A 17579-nucleotide genomic window follows, 5' to 3' on the forward strand; every position below is an offset into this window, starting at 1 on the left:
CCTGATCGTGCATCAGTCCCTCCTGATACAGAACTGTCACCGAAGTCCTGAGACATCACAACCGATGCTGACCACACGATCGGTCGTGGGCGCACGAAACTCGTGGCTTCACCGTCCGCCCGGCCCACTCGACCTGCCCGGCGCAACTGGCCCGCCCGGCTCACTCGACCTGCCCGGCGCGGCTGGTCCGCCCAGACCAGCCAGTCCATCTGGCCCGTCCAACCCTCTCGACGCACGCGGCGCGGCTGGTTCGTCCAACACGCCCAGTCCGCCCAGCCCGCCCAGCCCGTCCAACCCGGCCCGCCCGACCCGCCCGGCGCCATCGGGGGACATATTCGCCCCACCCTGTGACGACATTCCCCGTATTCGAACCCGGCGGACGATAATGAGGAAAACCCTCCTCGGAAGGACACCCCATGTTGAAGCGTCGCACTCTCCTGTCGTCGTTCGCCGCCGCCGGCCTGCTCACCACGGCTGCCGCCTGCTCCCCGTCGAGCGATGACGGCGGTGGCGACGGGACCAGCGATGGTTCGAAGGGCTCGCTGACCTTCCGTCTGTGGGACGAGAATGCGGTGCCCGCCTACGAGGAGTCCTTCAAGGCGTTCACGGCGGACAGCGGCTGGGACGTGAAGATCGACGTGGTGCCCTGGGGTGACTACTGGACTCGACTGCCCTTGGACGTGGCCAGCGGCGATGCGGCCGACGTCTACTGGATGAACTCCGCCAACTACATCCTGTACAAGGATTCCGAGGACCTGCTGGACATCAACGAGATCATTCCTGACGGTGCCTCCCAGTGGGAGAAGAGCGTCGTGGATCTGTACACCCGCGACGGCGGCCTGTGGGGTGTGCCGCAGATCTGGGACTCGATCGCGCTGTTCTACCACAAGGGTCTCGTCGAGGAGGCGGACGTGGACCCGTCGGCCCTGAGCTTCGATCCCACCGCCGAGACCGATTCCCTGCGCGATGCCGGCAGGGCCCTGACGGTCGACGGCGACGGCAAGCATCCGGGGGACGACGGCTTCGATGCCGATTCCCGCACCCAGTTCGGCTTCAACTCGCAGGCTGACCGCCAGGCGATCATCGGCCCGATGCTGGCCGCCAACGGAGCGGACTGGCAGGAGGAGGATGAGTACACCTTCGCCTCGTCCGAGGGCATCGAGGCGTTCCAGTACATGGCCGACCTCATCAATACCGAGAACATCGCTCCGAGCGCCTCGGATACCAACGAGAACGGCGACTTCACCCGCGATCTGTTCACGCAGGGCAAGCTCGGCCTGTTCCAGTCCGGCCCGTACAACCTCGCTGCGATCGCCGACGGCGTGGGCGACTCGTTCGAGTGGGCGCTCGCGGCGCCGGTCGCGGGCCCCGAGGGCCCCAAGTCGCTCGTGCACGGCGTGGTGGCCGTGGGCAATGCGAAGGCCGACGACGACCAGCAGGAGGGCATCGCCGCCCTGCTGACCTGGCTGGGCAGCGTGGATGGTCAGATGCCGCTGGCCGAGAAGGGCGTCTCCTTCCCCGGTCACGTCGATGCTCAGCAGGCGTTCCTCGATTTCTGGGACGACAAGGGCATCGACGTGAGCGTTTTCGTCGAGGCCGCGAAGAACGCGGCCGAAGCGGACACCGGCTCTCGCGCCAACGCGGGCCTCGAGGCCGCGATCCCGATCTTCCAGGAGGTCTTCATCGGTCGGCTGACCGCGGAAGAGGGCATTCCGCAGGCCCAGGAGGAGGGCAACAAGGCCATGGCCGAGTGAGCCCTCTGCTCTGACCATGCTTCGGGTGGGGCTCGCCGTCAGCGGCGGGTCCCACCCAGCATGGCAACGACAGCCCCCTCCCATGTCAACGGCAAGCCCCTCGCATGTCAGCGACGGGTCTCGCCCCGTATGACATCGGTGGTTCCCGCCCCGCATGACGGCGTCGGGCCGACACGGTGGGCGAGTGCGTTGGGCGAAGACCGCGAGGGCCTACGCGGTGGGCAAGTACGGTGAGCGAGGGCCGACGGGGGAGGCGAGTGCGGTGGTCGAGGGCCGGCCGGATCGAGGCGAGCGCGGCCGCCCTGGCTCGTCGGCTGGCCGCCCGTCTGACTGCCCCTCCGGCTACTCGGCCGAGTCGGTCTCGTCGCGATCCTCGACAGAATGCTCGCGAGGAGCGGCCTGACGACGCAGGCGCTCCTTCAGCAGCTGCGCCGTGCCCATGGCGAGGAACACCCCGAGGAGGGTGACGATCACCTTGTCGTTGCCGGAGACGAGCGAACTGAACGCGATGAGCACCGTCGCCGCCATGATGACGCCGACGACGAGTGTGATTCCCCTGTTCCCGATGACAAGCATGTGTTTCACGCTACACCCGGCTCAGAGGGGGCCTTCAGAGCGACGACGCGGCGGCTCCCGACCCGGCCACACGTCCGCTCCCGTCACCGTCCTCACTGCCGTCCGTACTCGCCGTCCCCGTCCCCGTCCGCAGCACGCCCCGCGACCCCAGCAGGCCCCGCACGCCCCGCGGGTCCAGCAGGCCCAGCAGGCCCAGCAGGCCCAGCAGGCCCAGCAGGCCCAGCAGGCCCAGCAGGCCCAGCAGGCCCAGCAGGCCCCGCACGGTCCAGCAGGCTCAGCAGGCCACGCAGGCCACGCAGGCCACGCAGGCCACGCAGGCCACGCAGACCACGTCACCTTCACACCTTCCGCACCATTCGTCTGCGGAACGCGCCCGGTGCGCCGCTGTCATCGCTGGTCGCACCGTGAGAATCTGAGCGCATGACGCAGAACACAGCCCCGGCCGACGATCCCGGCCGGGAACCCCAGGGGGATTCGGGTCGGAACGGCTACGCCTACGACGCGCAGCAGCAACCAGCCGGCGAGGGGTCCTTCGGCCCCGGTGCAGCGGCCGACGGGTCCGTCGGCCGCCGTGGGACAGCCGACGGGTCCTCCGACCCCGACGCAGCGGCCGACACCGCCTCCGGTCTCCGCGGGACAGCCGACGCCGCCTCCGGCCTCCGTGCAGCGGCCGACGCCGCCTCCGATCCCGGCGCAACAGCCGACGCCTCCTCCAGCCACCGTGCAGCGGCCGAGGCTCCGGGCATCGTGTGCGAGCACGTCAGCCGCTCCTTCGGCACGGTCCGCGCCGTGCACGATCTGTCGTTCACCGCCCCGCGAGGAGCGGTGACCGCGCTGGTGGGTCCGAACGGCTCCGGCAAGTCCACGCTGATGCTGATGCTCGCCTCGCTGCTCGCACCGGAGTCGGGCCGCGTGCTGGTGGGCGGTGTCGATCCCTCGCAGGACTCCGCCGCCGTGCGCGCCATGGTGGGGTGGATGCCGGACCAGTTCGGGGCCTGGGACTCGCTGCGCGTCTCCGAGGTGCTCGAGGTGATGGGACGCGCATACTTCATGCCGTCGGCCCAGATCCGCTCGCGGGTCCAGGAGCTGCTGACGCTGATGGATCTCGAGCCGCTGGCGCAGCAGCCGGCGCACGTGCTCTCGCGCGGGCAGAAGCAGCGTCTCGGTCTCGCCCGTGCCCTCGTGCACGGGCCGCAGGTGCTGATTCTCGACGAGCCCGCCTCGGGCCTGGACCCGGCCTCCCGGCGCCGGCTGCTGACCGTGGTGCGGCAGGTCGCCGAGCACGGCGCGACCGTGCTCGTCTCCAGCCACATCCTCACCGAGCTCGAGGAGATGGCCGATCACGTCGTCTTCGTCGACCACGGCCATGTCGTCGACTCCAGCAGCGTGCGCGATCTCGCCGCCCGGCCTCGCGCCTGGAAGGTCCAGTCGCTCGACCCGTCCGTGCTGCACCGGGTGCTCGGCGATCTCGGCGTGCGCCATCACGGGGTCGTCGGTCCCGACCGCACCACCAGCGGTCACGCCGAGGCCGTGGTGGACCTGCCCGACGAGGGCACCGCCGTGCGTCTGCTGCGCGACCTCACCGCGAAGGATGCCGCCGTCGTCGCGTTCGGCCCTGCCACCGGACGGCTCGAGGCCGCTTACCTCGCGTCGGACGCCGCCACCCGCGAAGGAGCTCTCTGATGAGGAACGGAACGTTCTCCCTGCGTCCGCGCGGTCTGTGGCTGATGACGTCGCTCGAGCTGCGCCAGCGGATCCGCTCCGTGCGCTGGTATGTCGCGCTCGGGGTATGGACGGTGGTGCTGCTGGGTATCGGCCTGCTGGCCCTGGCACCGGCTCTCTACACCTCGGAATGGGGCGCGGTCGCCCCCGTCGCGCGGGTCATGTTCAGCCTGCAGATGCTGCTCGTGCTGTTCGCGATGCTGCTGGTCACGCCTGCGCTGTCGGCCGGATCGATCAACGGGGACCGCAGCGCGGGCACGCTGGCCACGCTGCAGGCGAGCCTGCTCAGCCCGCTCGAGATCGTGCTCGGCAAACTGTTCGCGGGACTGCTCACCGGCCTCGCCTTCCTGGTGCTCGCGATGCCGTCGGCCCTGCCCCTCGCGTTCCTGGGGGACATCAGCGTGCTCTACGTCGTGCGGGTGGTGCTGATGATCTGCTTCCTGACGTTCTGCGTGACCGCGATCGGGCTCGGCCTGTCCGCGCTCACGCAGCGTCAGCTGGGATCGGTGGTGCTGGCCTACGTGCTGGTGTTCGGCGTGACCGTCGTCGGCCCGATCCTGTGGGGCACCTCGATGGTGTTCCTGCATCAGGAGAAGGAGGTCACGACGTACTACACCGAGTACACGGACTACGAGAGCGATATGGACAGCGGCGTCTGCACCGCGCACACCGAGACCCAGGAGGTCTTCCGGATGGATCTCTCCCAGCCGGTGCTGTGGCCCAATCCCGTGGTGATGCTGGCCGAGACCGCGCCGAGTCCGCGCCCGGACTCGTCTCTCGAGAACATCGACGACTCCGACCACCTCGATGCCCTGGTGCTGCTGAAGACGGGGATGCGGGAGGCCGCCAGCCCGCCGCACCCTGCGGACCACAACTACTGCAGTCCGCAGGACGAGGGCTATCCGACGGATCTCGGCCACCCGACGTCGTTCCCGGTGTGGCCGATGGGCGTGGCCGCGTGGGGTCTCCTCGCTCTCGCCTCGCTCGCGGTGGCGGTGCTGCGCGTGGCGGTGCCGATCAGACGGCTCGGCAAGGGCACCCGGATCGCCTGAGGGACCCCTCGCTCCGCCGCGCGCGTTCAGGGCTCGCGCAGGCCCGTGATCGAATCGGGGATGGGGTGCCGGTGCGACTCGTCGGCGCGCGAACCGTCCGAGCGTGCGCCGTCGAAGTAGGCGTCGTCACCGGCCCGGTAGCCACCGGCGCCGTAGCCGCCAGACCCGCCGGCCCCGTCGGCCCCGCGGGTGAAGGGCGAGCCCTCGCCGCCGAAATCCGGCAGGCGCCCCCGACCGAGATCCGCCTCGCGCACCGCAGTGTCCGTCGTCGCGGGGGCAGAGTCGTCCATCCAGAGCCGCTCCCCCGCGACATCGACGTCCAGGAGCGCCACGCCCTGGGCGGCACCCTCGGCCTGCAGGCGGCGGCGCATCTCGGCCCGCACGGCGGGGTCCTGTCCGCGCTGGGTGCGGGTGCCGATGTCCGGGGCGATCAGCGCATACGGGGTCTCGCGCCGGGTGTAGTCGCCGGCCGGTCCGTAGAGCACGTCGCGCAGGCCGGTGCGCATCGCGGCGGTCGCACCGACACCGAGCAGCGGCACGAGCACCAGAGCGATCGCGACCAGCCCGGACCACACCAGCGGCGTCGTCTCACCCAGCAACACCAGCAGCACGGTGCCGGTGAGAAGACCGAGCAGTCCGAGCACGGCGCTGAACACGCCGGTCAGCGTCACGACCCGCGCTTCCCAGGGGTTCACCCGAGCGCGCTCGGGCCAGGTGGCATAGGTGCGCTGGTCGACGACCTCTGCCCGCTGCCCCTCGGCGGCGAGCACCGCGAGGCCCGGCACGAACGCCAGCCCCACAGCGACCAACCCCAGCAGAGGAAGGCCGACGGCGAGGACCGGCCAGCGCAGCGCCGAGCGGATCTCCACCAGGTTCGTCTCGAGCATGCCGCCGAAGGTGTTGATCGCGTCGGCCGTCCCGAACAGGAGCCAGCCCAGCCCCACCGCCGTCGGCGCCACCCAGACCAGACAGGCACGGGCGATCCGCACGAGAGCGGTCAGCAGACCGCGGGGGCTGAAGGCCCCGGACCGCGCGGCGGTGCCGGGATTCGGCGGCAGGTGCCGACGGTCCTGGGCGAGCACCTTCTTCGCGGCCGCGAGGCGCACGGCGGGATCACGATCCAGGCGTCCGGCAGTCTCCACCTCGCCGGCGTCGGGCACTCCGAGCAGCGTCGGGACGGCGAGGGTGCGGCGCACGAGGACCCAGGCCAGCATGATCGCGCCGGCCCCGAGCGTGAGCGCCATCAGCGGACCGGCGCCCAAGGCGCTCCATGGCTGCTTCAGCCCCAGGACGACGCTCAGCGGCAGCGCGAGGAGCACGAGGAGCGGCGGCGCGAGCAGGATGGCCGTGATGCGGGTGGCGACCTCCCGCTGGAAGCCGCGTTCGCTGAGGTGTCGACGCGGGTCCATCCCCGCGATCGCACTGGGCGCCAGCTGCATCATGGCGAGGCTCAGCACGGTCCCGGCGAGCGGGAGCAGCCCGAACGCCGTCGCGAGACCGCTGCGGGAGAACCCCAGCTGGACGGTCGCGGCGCGCAGATAGGTCGGCTCCCCCAGCGCGACCAGGGCGGAGAGGAACCAGAACGTCGGGGACGCGCCGAGGACGTACAGGCCCAACAAGGCGTACCAGAGCCCCAGGATCACCAGCCCCGGCGCCCAGGAGCGCCGCAGCAGGCGCCGTCGCAGCAGGCCCTTGGACTCGACCATGATCGCGTCCGGCGGGACCAGGCTGGGTGACTCCCGCGGCAGCACCCGCGGGGCCGGCAGGTTCGTCAGCGGCGGCAGCGCCCGAGAGTGCGGGGAGGTCATCGAGGCTCCAGGTGGGGTCTCACACGGTGCGTCGGCCGAGGAAAGCGCGGCCCAAGGTCATCTCGTCGGCATAGTCGAGGTCGCCGCCCACCGGGAGGCCGGAGGCGAGGCGGGTGACGGACAGCTCGAGGGGTCCCAGCAGCCGCGAGAGGTACGCGGAGGTGGCCTCGCCCTCGATGTTGGGATCCAGCGCGAGGATCACCTCGGTGGTCTCCCCGGAGCCCAGACGGCTCATGAGCTGGGTGATGCGCAGGTCGTTGGGGCCAACGCCGCCGATGGGATCGATGGCGCCGCCGAGCACGTGATAGCGACCCTTGAACTCGCGGATCTTCTCGATCGCCACGATGTCCTTGGACTCCTCGACCACGCAGATCACCTCGTCGGTGCGGCGCGGATCGGTGCAGATGCGGCAGGTCTCCTCCGCGGAGACGTTCCCGCAGATCTCGCAGAAGCGCACGGTGTCCTTGACGGTCACCAGCACCTCGGCAAGACGGCGCACGGCCGCGTCGTCGGCGTCCAGCAGATGGAACGCGATGCGCTGAGCCGACTTGGGGCCGATGCCCGGCAGCTTGCCGAGCTCGTCGATGAGGTCCTGGACGATGCCTTCGTACACGCCCCCACTGTAGTCGCCGCTCCGGGCGCCGGGCGCCGACGGTGACGTGCCTCCGCGCACGTCACGGCAGGGCGCCCCCGGCCACGGCATGTCGCCGTGCCGCGTCCCGTGGTCCATCCCTCGACGAATATGTCCATCGCCATGACATATCCGGATAGCCTGGTCATGAACAGCCCGACCTTCGATGAGGAGCCCCATGGTCCAGCTGCCTGCCACCCTGCTCGACGCCGTGCACGAGCGCGTGCTGAGCGGTCTCGACGACTCGCCCCAGCGCGAGGAGATCGCCCGACGCGTGGTCGCCTATCTGCGCAACACCGCCGAGACCACGGTCAGCGTCGAGGAGGACGGGACCACCTTCGTGATCACGGGCGACATCCCGGCGATGTGGCTGCGGGACTCCGCCGCCCAGCTCACTCCCCTGCTGCGCCTGGTCGTCGCCGGGATCGGCTCCGACGAGGATCGCGCCGTGCTGGTGGGGCTGCTGACGGGCCTGCTGCGCCGGCACTGGCAGTACATCGTCATCGATCCCTATGCCAACGCGTTCAACCGCACCGAGGACTCCTCGCACTGGGACATCGACGACACCGACCGCGACAACCCTTGGGCCTGGGAGCGGAAGTTCGAGCTCGACTCCCTCTCCTACGGGCCCGATCTCGCCTGGCGGGTCTGGAAGGCCACCGGTGACACCTCCTGGGCGGACGAGAAGTTCGTGACCGCGGCGCGCACGATCCTGGAGACGGTGCGCACCGAGCAGCATCACGAGGACCGCTCGACCTACTACTTCCGCCGCAGCGACTGCCCGGCGCAGGACACGCTGGAGCGGGACGGCCGCGGTTCCCTCACCGAGCCCAACGGCCTGGTCTGGGCAGGGTTCCGCCCCAGTGACGACGCCTGCGAGCTGGGCTACAACATTCCCGGCAACCACTTCCTCGCGCTCTCCCTGGACCGGCTGGGCGAGCTGCTCGCCGAGGTCGCCGGGGAGCAGGAGGACGCCGCCGAGGCCCGTCGGCTCTCCGCGGAGATCCGTGCGGCGCTGCAGGAGCACGGCCTGATCGACGGCCCCGAGGGGAGGCGGATCTGGGCGTACGAGGTCGACGGCCGCGGCCAGCACGTGTTCCTCGACGATGCGAACGTGCCCAGCCTGCTCGGCCTGCCCTACCTCGACTGCGTGCCGGCGGACGACCCCGTCTACCTCGCCACCCGCGCCGCGGTGCTGTCCCGGCAGAACCCGTACTACTACGCGGGTCTGTACCTCGAAGGGGTGGGTTCCCCGCACACGCCGAAGGACCACGTGTGGCCGATCGGCAAGAACATCGAGGCTCTCACCGGCACCGACGACGCCGAGCGTCTGCGAACCCTCGAGCTGCTGATCCGCACCGACGGCGGCACCGGGATGATGCACGAGGGCGTCCATGTCGATGACCCGTCGATCTTCACCCGCGAGTGGTTCTCCTGGTCGAACTCAATGTTCTGCGAGCTCGCGCTGGACACCGCCGGCGTGCACCGCGACCCCGCTCCCTGAGCCGACGCGGTGACCGCGCTCATCACGGGGTGACCGCAGACATCCCGGGGGTGGTCACCGCTGGTCACCGGGGGATCCGACGGGTACCGTCGAGCCGGGTCGTCGCACCGTGCACGGCCCGTTCTCGACTTCGAACAGGATCTGCACGATGACGGCGTTGCCACCCCCCTATGACGCCCAGGAGCCGATCACCGAATGCAAGGTGAGCATGGCTCCGGAGATTCCGACTGCCGTGGTCAGCCAGCGGGACTTCCCGATGTACGAGATGCCGGCCCTGATGGATGGGGTGTTCTCGCACCTGATCACCGCGCTGGAGGAGGTGGGCATCCACCCCTCCGGTCCGGCGTTCTCGCTGCACCATCGCGCGCCCGTCTCCACGGCGGATCTCGAGGTCGGGTTCCCCGTCGACACCCCGCTGACGGAGACGCTCGAGCTGCCCAGCGGCTACGAGGTCGTGCCCTCCGTGCTCCCGGGCGGGCGCATCGCCTGGCGCAGCCACATCGGGGGTTACGGCGGTCTGGCCGAGAGCTGGGGCGCGTTCACCGAGGAGGTCGGTGAGTCCGAGGAGCAGATGACCTACCCGTTCTGGGAGTTCTACGTAACGCCTCCGATGCCGGACATCAACCCGGCGACGCTGCGCACCGACCTGTTCTCCCTGCTCGAGCCGCGCGAGGTCTGAGTCCCGCCGGTCGAGGCTGACGCGCCCGGCCGTGGACAGCGGGGCATTGCTCTCAGGCGTCGGCCCGTAGTGGTCGGCACAGTGCTCTCAGTGCTGCTCAATGCGGCTCGTCGGTGCTGCACCACACGTCCGCACCTCGCTGCGCGTCCGTACCGCACCGCGTGTCCGTATCGCACCGCGGGTCAGTACCGCACCGCGGGTCCGTATCGCACCGCGGGTCAGTACCGCACCGCAGGTCCGTATCGCACCGCGCGTCAGTACCGCTCGGTCTCGTCGATGACCTCGAGGACCTTGCCGCCGAGCACGGACTCGATCACTTCGCGGCCGTTGCGGGTCGCGACGACGGCGTCGTCGTCATCCCGGGTGGCGCCGCCCGTCGGATCCGACTCCACCGGCTCCGGCTCCGTGCCGCGTCCCGTGCGCAGACCGGCGCTGCGGGAGGCGTGCGCTGCTTCGCGCACGAGCGCTGCGCCGCTGCGTGCGGGCTCCGGGGCGGACGGGGACCCCGCGGGGGGCGAGGAGCTGCCTGCGGGCGTCGGTGCGGCGGATGCGGCCGACGGAGCACCCCAGGATGCCGCCGCCCGCGCAGACGCCGACCCCTGCGGAGCAGCTGAGTTCTGCGCGGGCTCCTGCGGCGGTGCGGCGGTCGCCGACGGGGCAGACGGGGACGACTCCTCAGTGTGGTCCGATGGCTCATCGTGGCCCGACGGCAGGGCCTGCGCCGGGGCCGGATCCTGCGTCGTCGTGATGCCGCGCGCGGGGATCGAACGGACCACGCGACCTTCGGCGATCGCGCGCCGCAGAGCGTTCTGCCCGTAGGTGCGCGGCTCCTCCGGCGGCAGGGAATCCCGCCCGGCGTCCTCGACCTCCGGGATCTCGCCCGAGGTCTGCAACGCACCGGCGTTCCCATCCGACGTCTGCGACGCTCCGGCGTTCCCATCCGGCCCAGCAGAGGGAGCCTGACCTTGTCGCCCGGGTGCTGCCGGCGCGGCCCCCGTCTGGGGAGCCAGTGCGTCGGACCACCGATCGAGGTGTCCGGACGGCGGCGTGCTGTCCGCGACCTGCGGGACGGGCTGCGTCTGGCCGTAGCCGTCCTCGGGATCCGGCGGGTACGGGTCGTCGGGCTCCGGGGCAAAATCCTCCACGCGGTCGGGCACACCGGGCTGCGACGCGCGATTCTGGGAGGCCCGCGCAGCGGCCTGCATCGCGCGGTCCGCCGCACGCTGGCCGACGGAGGCCTGCGGAGCCTCCTGCCCGGAGGGGGATGCCGAGGAAGCGGACGCCGGCGCTGCGCTCGCGGAGGCGCCACCGCTGGCAGACCCCGGCCCGTTGACGGAGGCCGCTTCAGGCCATGCCGGAGTGGAGGCTGAGGGCGCCGAGGCCGGTGCGGACGGCGCGGACGCCGTGGCAGGAGTGGCAGGCATCGCTGACGGCACTGCCGCAGACGGAGCCGACGCAGGAGGCGCTGAGCCCGTCGGCGTCACCGCATCTCCCCACCGAGGAGCACCCCCGGGACCTCCACCGGGACCTGCGCCCTGGCGCGGCCCGCCCTGCGGAGCCTGCTGAACGGGCGGCCCGGACTGGCCCTGCGCCGTCCCCGGGGCCTGCCCGCCCTGGTTCCCGGAACCGGCCTGTGACGCTCCGGGACCGGGGCGCGATCCGCCGCTGGGGCCGGGCGCACCCGATCCGCCGCCGCCACCGGATCCACCGCCGGGGCCGGGGTCCTCGCCCACGACCGCGTCGACGGTGATCTCGGTGTGCAGGATGCGGCGCACGGCGTCGGCCAGGTTCTCCGCAGCGGTGCCGCGATGGAAGGCCGAGACCAGGCCTTCGGTGCGGAACCCGAGCACGAGTGTGGTGCCCTGCGCGCCGTGGACGTGAGCATTCTGGGAGACCAGGGCCCAGCTCGGCCGACGGATCTGGGAGAGCTCGTCCAGGATCGCTGACCAATGCTCGCGCACGTCGTCCGGGTTCACGCCGCCAGCGGCCGGAACCTGAGTCTGACTCGGAGCCGGAACCTGACCCGAGTCCTGATACTGGGGCTGGCCGTGATCCTCGGACGCCGACGGGACGTCCTGCTGCGGCTGCGGTGCGGAGGCCGCGCTGCGCACCTCCGGTGCCGGCTGCTGCGGCGCAGACGCTGCACCGCGCGCATCCGGCCCAGCCTGCTGATCCTCGGTGGCGGTCCCCCACGAAGCCTGGGACGACTGACCCTGCGCGGGCGCTCGGTCAGCCTGCGCGGACGCACTGTCTGCGCGGTCGTACTGTCGGGCGGGCTCGGACGCCTGTGCCGGCGCAGCATTCGGGTCCTGCGAGGACGCTGGTTCCTGCGGTGCCTGCGGTGCCTGCGGTGCCTGCGGTGCCTGCGGTGCCTGGGCAGTCTGCGCCGCCTGGGACACCTGGGCAGCGTTCCAGGCGGGCTGACCGCCGGGCTGCTGGCCCACTTGCTCCGGGCGTGCACCCTGCGGTCGGCCACCGCGAGCCTGGCGTGCGGCCTCCGCCTTCTCCTGGGCGATCCGGCGGGCTTCCTCGCGACCACCGGCGCCGCCCGGTGCCGGGGCGCTCGCGCCGGGCTGGGCGGTCGCGCCGCGGGTGTTCTGCGCCGGAGCGGGACGACCTCCCGCCGGCGCGGCACCCTCGGCGGGAGCGGCGAGCGCTGCCCGCTCGTCGCGCAGCACGAGGCGCGCCGCGAGCAGCTCGAGGTGCAGCCGCGGAGAGGTCGCGCCGCTCATCGTGGACAAGGTCTCGTGGACCAGATCACCGCACTGCGAGAGATCTGCCGGGGCGAACAGCGTGGCCTGGGTGCGCATGCGCTCGAGATCGTCGGCCGGAACCTGCGGCAGCAGGTCGGCCCCGCGGTCCGGGACCGCTGCCAGCACGATGAGGTCACGCATCCGCTCGAGCAGGTCCTCGACGAAGCGACGCGGTTCATGCCCGGTGGCCAGGACATGCTCGACCGCGCCGTAGAGAGCAGCGGCGTCCCGCTCGGCGACGGCGGTGATCGCCGTATCCAGCAACGCGGTGTCGGTGAACCCGAGGAGCGCGATCGCGGTGGCCATGTCCAGCCCGCCCTCCGCGGCGCCGGCCATGAGCTGGTCCAGCACCGACATGGAGTCACGGGCAGACCCGCCGCCGGCGCGCACCACCAGCGGCATGACTCCCTCGCCCACGTTCACGCCCTCGGCCGCGCAGACCTCCTCGAGGTAGGGGGCGAGCACCTGCGGCGGGATCAGACGGAAGGGGTAATGGTGGGTGCGTGAGCGGATGGTGCCGATCACCTTGTCCGGCTCGGTCGTCGCGAAGACGAACTTCACGTGGTCCGGCGGCTCCTCGACGAGCTTCAGCAGGGCGTTGAAGCCTGCCGAGGTCACCATGTGGGCCTCGTCGATGATGAACACCTTGTAGCGGTCGCGCACGGGCGCGAACGAGGCCCGCTCACGCAGCTCACGGGCGTCGTCCACACCGCCGTGGCTGGCGGCGTCGATCTCGACCACGTCGAGGCTGCCGGAGCCGCCGGTGGCGAGGTCGCGGCAGGAGTCGCACTGACCGCAGGGGGTGTCCGTCGGCCCCTCAGCGCAGTTCAGACAGCGCGCGAGAATGCGCGCCGAGGTGGTCTTGCCACATCCCCGCGGCCCCGAGAAGAGGTATGCGTGACCGATCCGGCCCGCGCGCAGAGCACGCCGCAGAGGCGTGGTGACATGGTCCTGCCCGATCACCTCGGCGAAGGACTCCGGGCGGTAACGACGGTACAGAGCAGTGGCCACCCACACAGGCTAATGGAGGGCACCGACGTCTGCCGCCGCTGGGGATGAAGAGGTCCTGTGGAGGAGAGGTTCCACCGTGCTGGTGATCACCTCTCGGAGGCGTCGTCGACCGGTTCTCGCGTCTCCCCGACTGCATCCGCGCGCACGATGCCCGCGGAGTTGGGGACCCCGGGGGCAGTCGCGTCGTCCGATGTGCTCGCGACGGGCGACGTGCGCGACACCCGATCAGTCCCGTCAGCCTGATCAGCGCCATCAGCGCCGGCGGCCCGATCAGTCCCGTCAGGCCCACCAGCGCCGTCAGGCTCCTCAGGGGTTCCCGCCCCGCCCCGCATTCCAGCCGACGCGGCCCGCGTCGCCGCCAGCTTCTCCCGGCGACGGCGCAGCCTGCCGAAGGTCACGGCGAACACCACGAGGACGACGATCACCGGCACGGCCAGATCCACGACCCAGCCGGGCACGGAGAACGGCAGGGAGAGATCGGGGATCCATCCGAACAGCAGCTCCCTCAACCAGGCCGCGGCCCTCTGGAGGGGTCGCAGCATGGCAGCGATGGCTTCTCCGATCGGCGCGAACAGGGCCGCGAGGAACTCCCGCACCGGTCGCAGCAGCTCGTCGAACCAGTCCTTGATCGGCTGCACGAACGCATCGATCGCCGCGATCACTGGGCGGACCCGCTCCCCCACCCATGCCTTGACGGGGTCCAGGAGACCGCTGAACAGCGCGCCGATGCCGAGCAGCGGGATGAGGTAGCCGGCAGCCTTCGGGAGGGCCGCGAGCAGTGCGTACCGGGTCGGCTTCGCGGTCCGCTTCTCATCACGCAGGGCCGACGGGCTGCCCGGCGTCGGCACCAGCAGGGTGCGTTCGAGCCCGTGGCGCACGTCGACCTCGCCGGCACCCCCGAAACCGGCAGTGCTCACCACGATCGTCTCGGCATCCGTGAAACCGCCCTTCTCGCCGCGGCGGCGCACCGTGCACCTGACATAGGTGAACGAGTCGCCGATCGTGAACCTCAGGTCGTCAGCATCGGCATCGGCATCGGCACGGTCGTCCTCGTCCGCGCCGTCGGCCCGGTCGACCTTCTCGGCGTCCCCTGACTTTCCTGCCTTCTTCCGGGCCTTCTCCTCGGCCACGGGGTCGTGCTCGACGCCGTCGATGTCCACGGTGAAGCGGGAATCGAGGAAACGGTGCTGCACGCGCACCACATAGTCGTGGCCGTCGGCGCGTCCGCTGTACTCGACGTCCGCAGCGAACCGCGTGGGCTCCTGAGCACCGAAGGGCCCCTCCTCCGCCGGCTCATCGTCAGCAACGGTCTCGGCGTCGGCGTCGGCGTCGGCGTCGGCGTCGGCGTCGGCAGAGGGTCCTTCGGCCTCGGCGTCGGCGGGATCGACGTCGTCAGCGCGGTCATGCTCGGCAGAACTTTTCGGCATGCTGCCAGCGTGCCATCCGAGGTCAGCCGACACATCCGCCGCACGGAGACGCCTCATGGGGCGGCATCAGCCGAACGGACGAGGCGGCGAGCGATGCCAGCCGTTCGGCGTCGGCCTCGCCTCAGACCCTCAGACCCTCAGACCCTCAGACCCTCAGACCCTCAGACCCTCAGACCCTCAGACCCTCAGAGAAAGAGCTTGACCGAGACGTCGGCAGCACGAACCCTCTGGAGATGGCCTCCTTCATCTCCCATACGAGCATCGACTGCCATGACGCCTTCGCACTCAGCGAATGGTGGCGGATGACGCTCGGCTACGAGACGGATCCCGCGGACCCGAACCGGCCCGGGGACGACGAATGCCCGATCAGCGATCCCGATACCGGTCACACACTGCTGTTCCTGCAGGTCGGTGACCACGTGCTGCCGGACAAACGCATCCACTTCGACCTCAGGCCTCGCGAACGGACCCAGGACGCGGAGACCACCTGGCTGCTCGAGCACGGCGCGACCGTCGTGGCGGACCGCCGGGGGATCTACGGCCCCGGCTCCGGCTGGACGGTGATGGCCGACCCCGAGGGGAACCAGTTCTGCGTAGTCCGCTCCCCGGACGAGCTCGCGTCCCTCCGCGCCGGGTCCGGCACCGCCTGACACCGCCAGCCTCCCGAGCCTCCGGCGTCGGGGCACGTCACCGCGGGCACGATCGGCAGCAGCCCGCGCCGCCTACCGGAGGCCCTGCCAGGGAGCGCCGCCAAACCCATAAGCTCCCCTACTGTGACCCCCTAACCAATGCATTGATGTCGCCCTCGCAACGGCGTAGCGTCGCTCGACGTGAGCACATCCACCGCCCCCGCCCTCGCGACCTCGCGGCGCACGCGCAACCCGTTGCGCGCGATCGTTCGCATCCCCTTCGGCTGGCAGGTCCTCATCGGGCTCGTCCTCGGCGTGGTCCTCGGACTCGTCGCCGCCCAGATGGGCCCCGGCACGGGCGAGGACGGCGCCAACTGGCTGACCACCGCGCTGAACACCATCGGCACGATCTTCGTGACGCTGCTGAAGGCGCTCGTGCCGCCGCTGATCTTCCTCGCGATCATCACCTCGATCGCCAACCTGCGCGGCGTCACCAACGCCGCCCGCCTGGCCGGGAAGACCCTGCTGTGGTTCGCGATCACCTCGCTCATCGCGGTGTCGATCGGCATCGCGCTCGGCGCCGTGACCTCCCCCGGCAAGAACTCGAGCGTCTCGGCGGACGCCGCCCAGGCCTCCGACACCCAGGGCGGGTGGATGGACTTCCTCACCGGGCTCGTCCCCACGAACTTCCTGGGCATCGAGGGCAGCGCGGGGGATGACGGCACCGTCTCGCTGAGCTTCAACGCCCTGCAGATCCTGGTCATCTCCATCGCCGTGGGCATCGCGGTGCTCTCCGTCGGCGATAAGGCCGAGCCCTTCCTCAAGGTCACCGGCTCCGCGCTGGAGATCGTGCAGAAGCTGCTGTGGTGGGTCATCCGCCTCGCCCCCATCGGCACCGTGGGCCTGCTCGGCAATGCCGTGGCCAGCTACGGCTGGGACGCGATCGGGCAGCTCGGCGTGTTCGTCGCCGATGTCTACATCGGTCTGTTCATCGTGCTGCTGGTCGTCTACCCGGTGCTGCTGAAGCTCAACGGGCTGTCCATCGGATCGTTCTTCCGCGGCGTGTGGCCCGCGACCTCGCTCGGCTTCGTCTCCCGCTCCTCGCTGGGCACCATGCCGATGACGCAGTCCGTCACCGAGCGCATGGGCGTGCCGCGCCACTACGCCTCCTTCGCGATCCCGCTGGGCGCGACCACCAAGATGGACGGCTGCGCCGCGATCTACCCGGCGCTGGCCGCGATCTTCGTCGCGAACTTCTACGGGGTGCCGCTCGGCGTCACCGACTACCTGCTGATCGTGCTGGTCTCGGTGCTGGGCTCCGCCGCGACCGCCGGCATGACCGGCGCGACCGTGATGCTCACGCTGACGCTCTCCACCCTGGGCCTCCCGCTCGAGGGCGTGGGCCTGCTGCTCGCCATCGACCCGATCCTCGACATGGGCCGTACCGCCCTGAATGTCACCGGCCAGTCGCTGGTGGGTGTGATCGTCGCCAAGCGCGAGAAGATCCTGGACAAGTCCGCCTATGACGCGGCTCGTCGCACGTCCTTCCAGGCCATTCAGGCCGAGGAGGCGCAGGAGACCGCCGATGCGGAAGCCCCCGCGAAGACCGCCCCGGGATCGGCCGACGACGAGCTGGCGGCGGACGGCGCGACGGAGAAGCAGCCCGCCTCCGTCTGACGCCTCCCCGTCGCTCCCGGCCCGCTCCGAGCCCGCTCCGCCATTCCGGCGGGGCGGGCTCTGTGGTGCGTCGACCCGCTCCAGCTCGGCCCGCGCGTCGGCCCAATCCGGCCCGGCCCGCGCGTCGGCCCAATCCGGCCCGGCCCGCGCGGCGCCCGCTCCGGCCCGGCCCGCGCGGCGCTCGCTCCGGCCCGGGTGAACGGGCGAGGCCGGGCCGCATCTGCGCCGTCATCGGGGCCAGCAGGGACCCGTGTCTTCGGTGGGCAGGTGCCCGTGGCTTCCGTGAACCGGTAGGTGCCCGCGCCATCGGGGCCGGTCGGGCCCGTGTCTTCGGTGGGCCGTGGGTGAGGAGCACT

At 71.1% G+C, this 17579-nt stretch carries 13 protein-coding genes; 7 read left to right on the forward strand and 6 right to left on the reverse strand.

Annotated features, from left to right (window positions below; all coding sequences use genetic code 11):
• Positions 1-416: 416 nt before the first annotated feature.
• A complete protein-coding gene (locus CIK71_RS14655; RefSeq protein ID WP_096166427.1) occupies positions 417-1754 on the forward strand; it encodes an extracellular solute-binding protein in 1338 nt (445 codons plus the stop codon).
• Positions 1755-2096: 342 nt separating this feature from the next.
• Here CIK71_RS14655 and CIK71_RS14660 read toward each other — a convergent pair whose 3' ends face one another.
• Together CIK71_RS14660 and CIK71_RS14665 are read right to left on the reverse strand one after the other, a co-directional pair.
• On the reverse strand, positions 2097-2330 hold the full coding sequence (locus CIK71_RS14660) for a hypothetical protein (protein ID WP_096166428.1): 234 nt from the start codon (positions 2328-2330) through the stop codon (positions 2097-2099).
• A gap of 34 nt (positions 2331-2364) precedes the next feature.
• Entirely contained in the window at positions 2365-2592 is a 228-nt protein-coding gene (locus tag CIK71_RS14665; RefSeq protein WP_096166429.1) for a hypothetical protein, read from the reverse strand.
• Between the two features lie 158 nt (positions 2593-2750).
• On the opposite strand from CIK71_RS14665, the gene CIK71_RS14670 reads away from it, so the two are divergent.
• The gene (locus CIK71_RS14670) at positions 2751-4013 is read left to right on the forward strand and encodes an ABC transporter ATP-binding protein (protein WP_096166430.1); all 1263 of its coding nucleotides are present in this window, start codon (positions 2751-2753) and stop codon (positions 4011-4013) included.
• Positions 4013-5104, forward strand: coding sequence for an ABC transporter permease (locus tag CIK71_RS14675; protein ID WP_096166431.1), 1092 nt, complete (start codon positions 4013-4015; stop codon positions 5102-5104). Before CIK71_RS14670 ends, CIK71_RS14675 begins: the two co-directional genes overlap by 1 nt.
• Positions 5105-5130: 26 nt before the next feature.
• Here CIK71_RS14675 and CIK71_RS14680 read toward each other — a convergent pair whose 3' ends face one another.
• Together CIK71_RS14680 and recR are read right to left on the reverse strand one after the other, a co-directional pair.
• Entirely contained in the window at positions 5131-6912 is a 1782-nt protein-coding gene (locus CIK71_RS14680) for a hypothetical protein (RefSeq protein ID WP_096166432.1), read from the reverse strand.
• A gap of 19 nt (positions 6913-6931) precedes the next feature.
• Positions 6932-7525, reverse strand: a complete 594-nt coding sequence (recR, locus tag CIK71_RS14685) for a recombination mediator RecR (protein ID WP_096166433.1) — start codon at positions 7523-7525, stop codon at positions 6932-6934.
• A gap of 196 nt (positions 7526-7721) precedes the next feature.
• On the opposite strand from recR, the gene CIK71_RS14690 reads away from it, so the two are divergent.
• Positions 7722-9047 (forward strand): glycoside hydrolase family 125 protein, encoded by a 1326-nt coding sequence (locus CIK71_RS14690; protein ID WP_096166434.1) that lies wholly within the window; start codon positions 7722-7724, stop codon positions 9045-9047.
• A 148-nt stretch (positions 9048-9195) separates the two neighbouring features.
• Positions 9196-9726 carry a GyrI-like domain-containing protein gene (locus tag CIK71_RS14695; RefSeq protein WP_096166435.1) on the forward strand — a complete coding sequence of 177 codons (531 nt, stop codon included), beginning with the start codon at positions 9196-9198 and terminating at the stop codon, positions 9724-9726.
• 254 nt (positions 9727-9980) lie between these two features.
• On the opposite strand, the gene CIK71_RS14700 is transcribed toward CIK71_RS14695, so the two are convergent.
• Positions 9981-13490, reverse strand: coding sequence for a DNA polymerase III subunit gamma and tau (locus CIK71_RS14700; RefSeq protein ID WP_096166458.1), 3510 nt, complete (start codon positions 13488-13490; stop codon positions 9981-9983).
• 86 nt (positions 13491-13576) lie between these two features.
• Positions 13577-14917, reverse strand: coding sequence for a hypothetical protein (locus tag CIK71_RS14705; RefSeq protein ID WP_096166436.1), 1341 nt, complete (start codon positions 14915-14917; stop codon positions 13577-13579).
• Between the two features lie 233 nt (positions 14918-15150).
• Here CIK71_RS14705 and CIK71_RS14710 point away from each other — a divergent pair, with 233 nt between their 5' ends.
• Both CIK71_RS14710 and CIK71_RS14715 read left to right on the forward strand, forming a co-directional pair.
• Positions 15151-15567 carry a VOC family protein gene (locus CIK71_RS14710; protein ID WP_096166437.1) on the forward strand — a complete coding sequence of 139 codons (417 nt, stop codon included), beginning with the start codon at positions 15151-15153 and terminating at the stop codon, positions 15565-15567.
• A gap of 180 nt (positions 15568-15747) precedes the next feature.
• Positions 15748-17223: a dicarboxylate/amino acid:cation symporter gene (locus CIK71_RS14715; protein WP_096166438.1), complete on the forward strand. Its 1476-nt coding sequence runs from the start codon at positions 15748-15750 to the stop codon at positions 17221-17223.
• Positions 17224-17579: the final 356 nt, after the last annotated feature.

It is taken from the genome of Brachybacterium alimentarium (genome assembly GCF_002332425.1).
Lineage (GTDB): Bacteria > Actinomycetota > Actinomycetes > Actinomycetales > Dermabacteraceae > Brachybacterium > Brachybacterium alimentarium.

Excerpts from the sequence above, each read along its gene's own strand:
- CIK71_RS14655 (WP_096166427.1), top strand. The coding sequence starts at position 417 with ATGTTGAAGCGTCGCACTCTCCTGTCGTCGTTCGCCGCCGCCGGCCTG.
- CIK71_RS14660 (WP_096166428.1), bottom strand. The coding sequence starts at position 2,330 with ATGCTTGTCATCGGGAACAGGGGAATCACACTCGTCGTCGGCGTCATC.
- CIK71_RS14670 (WP_096166430.1), top strand. The coding sequence starts at position 2,751 with ATGACGCAGAACACAGCCCCGGCCGACGATCCCGGCCGGGAACCCCAG.
- CIK71_RS14675 (WP_096166431.1), top strand. The coding sequence starts at position 4,013 with ATGAGGAACGGAACGTTCTCCCTGCGTCCGCGCGGTCTGTGGCTGATG.
- CIK71_RS14680 (WP_096166432.1), bottom strand. The coding sequence starts at position 6,912 with ATGACCTCCCCGCACTCTCGGGCGCTGCCGCCGCTGACGAACCTGCCG.
- CIK71_RS14690 (WP_096166434.1), top strand. The coding sequence starts at position 7,722 with ATGGTCCAGCTGCCTGCCACCCTGCTCGACGCCGTGCACGAGCGCGTG.
- CIK71_RS14695 (WP_096166435.1), top strand. The coding sequence starts at position 9,196 with ATGACGGCGTTGCCACCCCCCTATGACGCCCAGGAGCCGATCACCGAA.
- CIK71_RS14705 (WP_096166436.1), bottom strand. The coding sequence starts at position 14,917 with ATGCCGAAAAGTTCTGCCGAGCATGACCGCGCTGACGACGTCGATCCC.
- CIK71_RS14710 (WP_096166437.1), top strand. The coding sequence starts at position 15,151 with ATGGCCTCCTTCATCTCCCATACGAGCATCGACTGCCATGACGCCTTC.